Genomic DNA, 4,539 nt, shown 5'->3' with positions numbered 1-4,539 from the left:
CGCCCCGGCTCCGGCCTCACCGCCGCGACCCGCGCCCTGTACTCCTCCCTCGCCGCCGCCACCGGCCGCACCTCGGGCGACCTGGCCCGCGCGGTCGCCGCCTGGCGTCAGGGCGGCCTCGACGGGCTCGCCGTCCTGGAGGAACCCTGGGACCCGCCCGCCGGCCGCTTCGACCGTGCCCGCCCTCTCCTCCTGTCCACCGGCCGCCCCGCCTTCCGCCCCTGGCGCAACCACCTCACCCACCCCGTCGGCCACCTCCAACTCCGGTACGGCCAGGACGGCTTGTGGTACGCGTACGAATCGGAACCGGGCGACGAGAACTGGTGGCCCCGGGGCGAGCCCGCCTACGACCCGATCGACGCCCTCACGACGGCGAACCCACCGGGAGACGTGTGACCGGACGCAGACCCCCGCAAGGGAAGCGCATCCCGCTCCAACTGAGACCGCCTCCCGGGCGGTTGGCCGACCGCCCGCTTTTCCGAACAGGTCCCCCGGCCTCGCCGCCCCGGTCGGGCACGCCCTCTCCGTAGAGGTGAGCCGGCGTCCCCTCGCCCCGACTCTTCGTGAAGACCGTGTGCCGGTTCGCCCCGGGTCGTGCGGTGATCCGGCGGTGGAGCGGCCGGAGTTGGAGGGGGTCGTGGGCCGGACGGTGCGTGGGGCGGTTAGCGTGGAGCGGTGAGTGAGACGAAGACCCCCACCCCCGCGACCGCGCTCCCGGGTCTGGCGGCGGCCGTGCTGCCCGGCGTCGCGGTGAGCGCGCTGCCCGCCGCCGCGCCCGTGTCCCCGCCGCAGGCCGGGCAGGTGACACCCACCCTCCAGTACCGCTTCGACGGGCCGGACGACGCCCCGGTGCTCATCCTGGGTCCCTCGCTCGGCACGACCTGGCACATGTGGGACCGGCAGATTCCCGAACTCACCAAGCAGTGGCGGGTGTTCAGATTCGACCTGCCCGGTCACGGCGGCGCCCCCGCCTACCCGGCCGGCTCGGTCGCCGACCTGACCGCCCGCCTGCTGGCCACCCTCGACGCGCTCGGTGTGCAGCGCTTCGGCTTCGCGGGCTGCGCGCTCGCCGGCGCCGTCGGCGTGGAACTCGCCCTGCGTCACCCCGAGCGGCTCGCCTCGCTCGCGCTGATCGCGTCCTCCCCCCGGTTCGGCACGGCCGACGAGTTCCGCCAGCGCGGGGTCATCGTCCGCACCAACGGCCTCGACCCGATCGCCCGCACCTCGCCCGACCGCTGGTTCACGGCCGGGTTCGCCGCCGCGCAGCCCGCGATCACCGACTGGGCCGTCCAGATGGTCCGCACCACCGACCCCGGCTGCTACATCGCCTCCTGCGAGGCCCTCGCCGCCTTCGACGTCCGGCACGAGCTGGGCCTGGTCGGGGTTCCGACGCTGGTCCTCGTCGGCTCCGACGACCAGGTCACCGGCCCCGCCGAGGCGCGCACGCTGGTCGCCGGGATACCGGACGCCCGCCTCGCCGTCGTCCCCGGCGCCTCGCACCTCGTGCCGGTCGAGCAGCCGGCCGCCGTCACCGATCTGCTGGTGCGGCACTTCTCGACGGCCTGGCAGCCCGGCTACGACACCGGCCAGACGGTCGTCCCGGGGGTACCCGTAGTACTTCCGCAGCAGCCCGCCGCCCCGGTCGCGGAGCCCGCCCCGGCGCCGCCCGTGGCCACCGACCAGGTCATGGGCCGCCCGGACCCGTACGACTCGGGTCTGAAGGTCCGCCGCGAGGTGCTCGGCGACGCGCACGTGGACCGGGCGCTGTCCCAGGCGGACGACTTCTCCGGCGACTTCCAGGAGTTCATCACCCGGTACGCCTGGGGTGAGATCTGGGACCGTCCGGGACTGGACCGGCGGGCCCGCAGCTGCGTCACCCTCACCGCCCTCGTCGCGGGTGGCCACCTCGACGAACTCGCCTTCCACACCCGCGCCGCCCTGCGCAACGGCCTCACCCCGGACGAGATCAAGGAGGTCCTGCTGCACGCCGCCGTCTACTGCGGGGTGCCCGCGGCCAACAGCGCGTTCCGGGTGGCCCAGCAGGTCATCCGGGAGGAGACGACACCTCAGGAGTAGGGGGTGACCCGTAAGGGCTTCCCGGGATGCAGGATGGGCCCATGACGAAGTCCATCCAGCTCACCAAGAAGTCGCACGCCTGTGTCCGCCTGGAGAAGGACGGCCGCACCCTCGTCCTGGACCCCGGCGTGTTCAGCGAGCCGGACGCGGCCGTCGGCGCCGACGCCGTCCTGGTCACGCACGAGCACCCGGACCACTTCAGCGAGGCCCACCTGAGGGCCGCCCTGGAGGCGAACCCGGAGGCCGAGATCTGGACCCTGCGCGCGGTCGCCGAGCAGCTCGCGGCGGCGTTCCCGGGGCGCGTGCACACCGTCGGCCACGGCGACACGTTCACCGCGGCCGGCTTCGACGTCCAGGTCCACGGCGAACTGCACGCCGTCATCCACCCCGACCTCCCGCGCCTCACGAACGTCGGCTACCTGATCGACGACGGCCGCGTCTTCCACCCCGGCGACGCGCTCACCGTCCCCGACCACGCCGTGGAGACCCTGATGCTCCCGGTGATGGCCCCTTGGAGCAAGATCTCCGAGGTGATCGACTACGTCCGCGAAGTGAAGCCCACGCGCGCGTACGACATCCACGACGCCCTCCTGACCGACCTCGCGCGCCCGATCTACGACAACCAGATCGGCTCGCTGGGCGGTGCCGAGCACGGCCGGCTGGCGCCCGGGGAGAGCACCTCGCTGTGAGTGTCAGTGGGGCCCGGTAGGTTGTCGGGCATGCGCATCGCGACCTGGAACGTGAACTCGATCACCGCCCGCCTGCCGAGGCTCCTGGCCTGGCTGGAGAGCAGCGGCACGGACGTGCTGTGCCTCCAGGAGGCCAAGCTCGCCGAGGAGCAGTTCCCGTTCGAGGCGCTGCGCGAGGCCGGGTACGAGGCGGCGGTGAACGCGACGGGCCGGTGGAACGGCGTGGCGGTGCTCTCCCGGGTCGGCCTGGAGGATGTCGTCAAGGGCCTGCCCGGCGGTCCGCAGTACGACGGCGCGGACGAGCCCCGCGCGCTGTCGGCGACCTGCGGTCCGGTGCGCGTCTGGTCGGTGTACGTGCCGAACGGCCGCGAGGTCGACCACGCGCACTACGCGTACAAGCTCCAGTGGTTCGAGGCCCTCAAGGCGGCCGTCGCGGACGACGCGGCGGGCGGCCGTCCGTTCGCCGTCCTGGGCGACTACAACGTGGCTCCCACGGACGACGACGTCTACGACGTGGCCGTCTTCGAGGGCCTCACCCACGTCACCCCCGCCGAGCGCGCCGCCCTCGCGGCCCTGCGCGAGACGGGCCTCACGGACGTCGTCCCCCGACCCCTCAAGTACGACCACCCGTACACCTACTGGGACTACCGCCAGCTCGCCTTCCCCAAGAACCGCGGCATGCGCATCGACCTTGTCTACGGCAACGAACCCTTCGCCGAGGCCGTCAAGGACGCGTACGTGGACCGCGACGAACGCAAGGGCAAGGGCGCGTCGGACCACGCGCCGGTGGTCGTCGACCTGGAGGTGTAGCGGGGGAGAGGCGCACGCCCGCGCGCCGCCCCCTCCGCCCCTCACAGCTCCGTCAGGTCCACCGCCGCCGCCAGCGCCGCGTACCCCGCGTCCGACGGGTGCAGCCGGTCCCCGTTGTCGTACGCGGGCAGCAGCCGGGACGGGTCGGCGGGGTCCCGGAGGGCCGCGTCGAAGTCGAGGACGGCGTCGAAGGCGTCGCCGTCGCGGATCCACGCGTTGACCTCCTCCCGGGCCTCTTGCAGCTCAGGGGTGCATCTCCGGTCCGCGCACGGCAGCAGCGTCGCGCCCAGGACCCGTATCCCGCGCTCCCGGGCCCGCTCGGCGATCTCCCGCAGCCCGTCGGTCACGTCGTCCGCCGAGCCGCCCCGGCGCAGGTCGTTGATCCCCTCGAAGACGACCAGCGTGCGCACCGAGGGCCGCGAGAACACGTCCCGCTCCAGCCGCGCGAGCGCCGACACCCCCGACGAGGCGGGCGAGACCCCGTTCCCGGAGCGGCCGTCGGCGCTCACCCGGTTCCCCGCGATCCCGGCGTTCAGCACGCCGTACACCGGCACCGCCCGCTGCCGCCGCAGCCGCGCCGCGAGGGCGTCGGGCCACCGCCGGTTCGCGTCCGCCGTCGACAGGTACCCGTCGGTGATCGAGTCCCCCAGCAGGACGACGCTCCCGGGCCCGCCCGCGACGTCCACCCCGGTCAGCAGCGGCCACGCGGTGATTTCCGACGTGTACGACGTCCCCGCGCGGTCCGCTGTGTGATCACCCCGCGCGCTGACGTACGACCGCTGCGAGGCGAACCGGTGCGTGGGCAGCGCGGTCACCGTGTCCGGCAGATGGAAGCTCACCAGCAGATCGGCGCCCGCCGGCACGGCGAGGTCCAGCGGATCGCTGAGGGCCTGCGCCCCGGCGGGGATCTCGACCCCGGCGGAGCCGGCGAAGGCCACGGGCACGGGGACGCCCTCCACGGCCG

General features: G+C 74.0%; 4 protein-coding genes and 1 pseudogene. 4 read left to right on the top strand and 1 reads right to left on the bottom strand.

Annotation, left to right across the window (positions count from 1 at the left end):
* From ACVNF4_RS32830 to ACVNF4_RS32815, 4 genes and pseudogenes are all read left to right on the top strand, one after another.
* A pseudogene (locus ACVNF4_RS32830) lies at nucleotides 1-396 on the top strand (hypothetical protein); the annotation flags it as partial.
* Between the two features lie 405 nt (nucleotides 397-801).
* Nucleotides 802-2,076 carry a bifunctional 3-oxoadipate enol-lactonase/4-carboxymuconolactone decarboxylase PcaDC gene (gene pcaDC, locus ACVNF4_RS32825; RefSeq protein WP_461806529.1) on the top strand — a complete coding sequence of 425 codons (1,275 nt, stop codon included), beginning with the start codon at nucleotides 802-804 and terminating at the stop codon, nucleotides 2,074-2,076.
* Nucleotides 2,077-2,129: 53 nt separating this feature from the next.
* Nucleotides 2,130-2,765 carry an MBL fold metallo-hydrolase gene (locus ACVNF4_RS32820; protein ID WP_461806528.1) on the top strand — a complete coding sequence of 212 codons (636 nt, stop codon included), beginning with the start codon at nucleotides 2,130-2,132 and terminating at the stop codon, nucleotides 2,763-2,765.
* Nucleotides 2,766-2,795: 30 nt separating this feature from the next.
* Entirely contained in the window at nucleotides 2,796-3,575 is a 780-nt protein-coding gene (locus ACVNF4_RS32815) for an exodeoxyribonuclease III (RefSeq protein ID WP_461806527.1), read from the top strand.
* Nucleotides 3,576-3,616: 41 nt separating this feature from the next.
* Here the strand turns inward: ACVNF4_RS32815 and ACVNF4_RS32810 are convergent.
* The coding region (locus ACVNF4_RS32810) for an SGNH/GDSL hydrolase family protein (RefSeq protein WP_461806526.1) at nucleotides 3,617-4,539 on the bottom strand (923 nt) is incomplete at its 5' end.

The organism is Streptomyces sp. S6 (assembly GCF_054880855.1).
The sequence above is the reverse complement of the archived record's forward strand: the minus strand, read 5'-3'. Positions and strand labels throughout refer to the sequence as shown.

Bases quoted from the DNA above. Each gene is read 5' to 3' on its own strand.
- ACVNF4_RS32815 (WP_461806527.1), top strand. From the start codon at position 2,796: ATGCGCATCGCGACCTGGAACGTGAACTCGATCACCGCCCGCCTGCCG.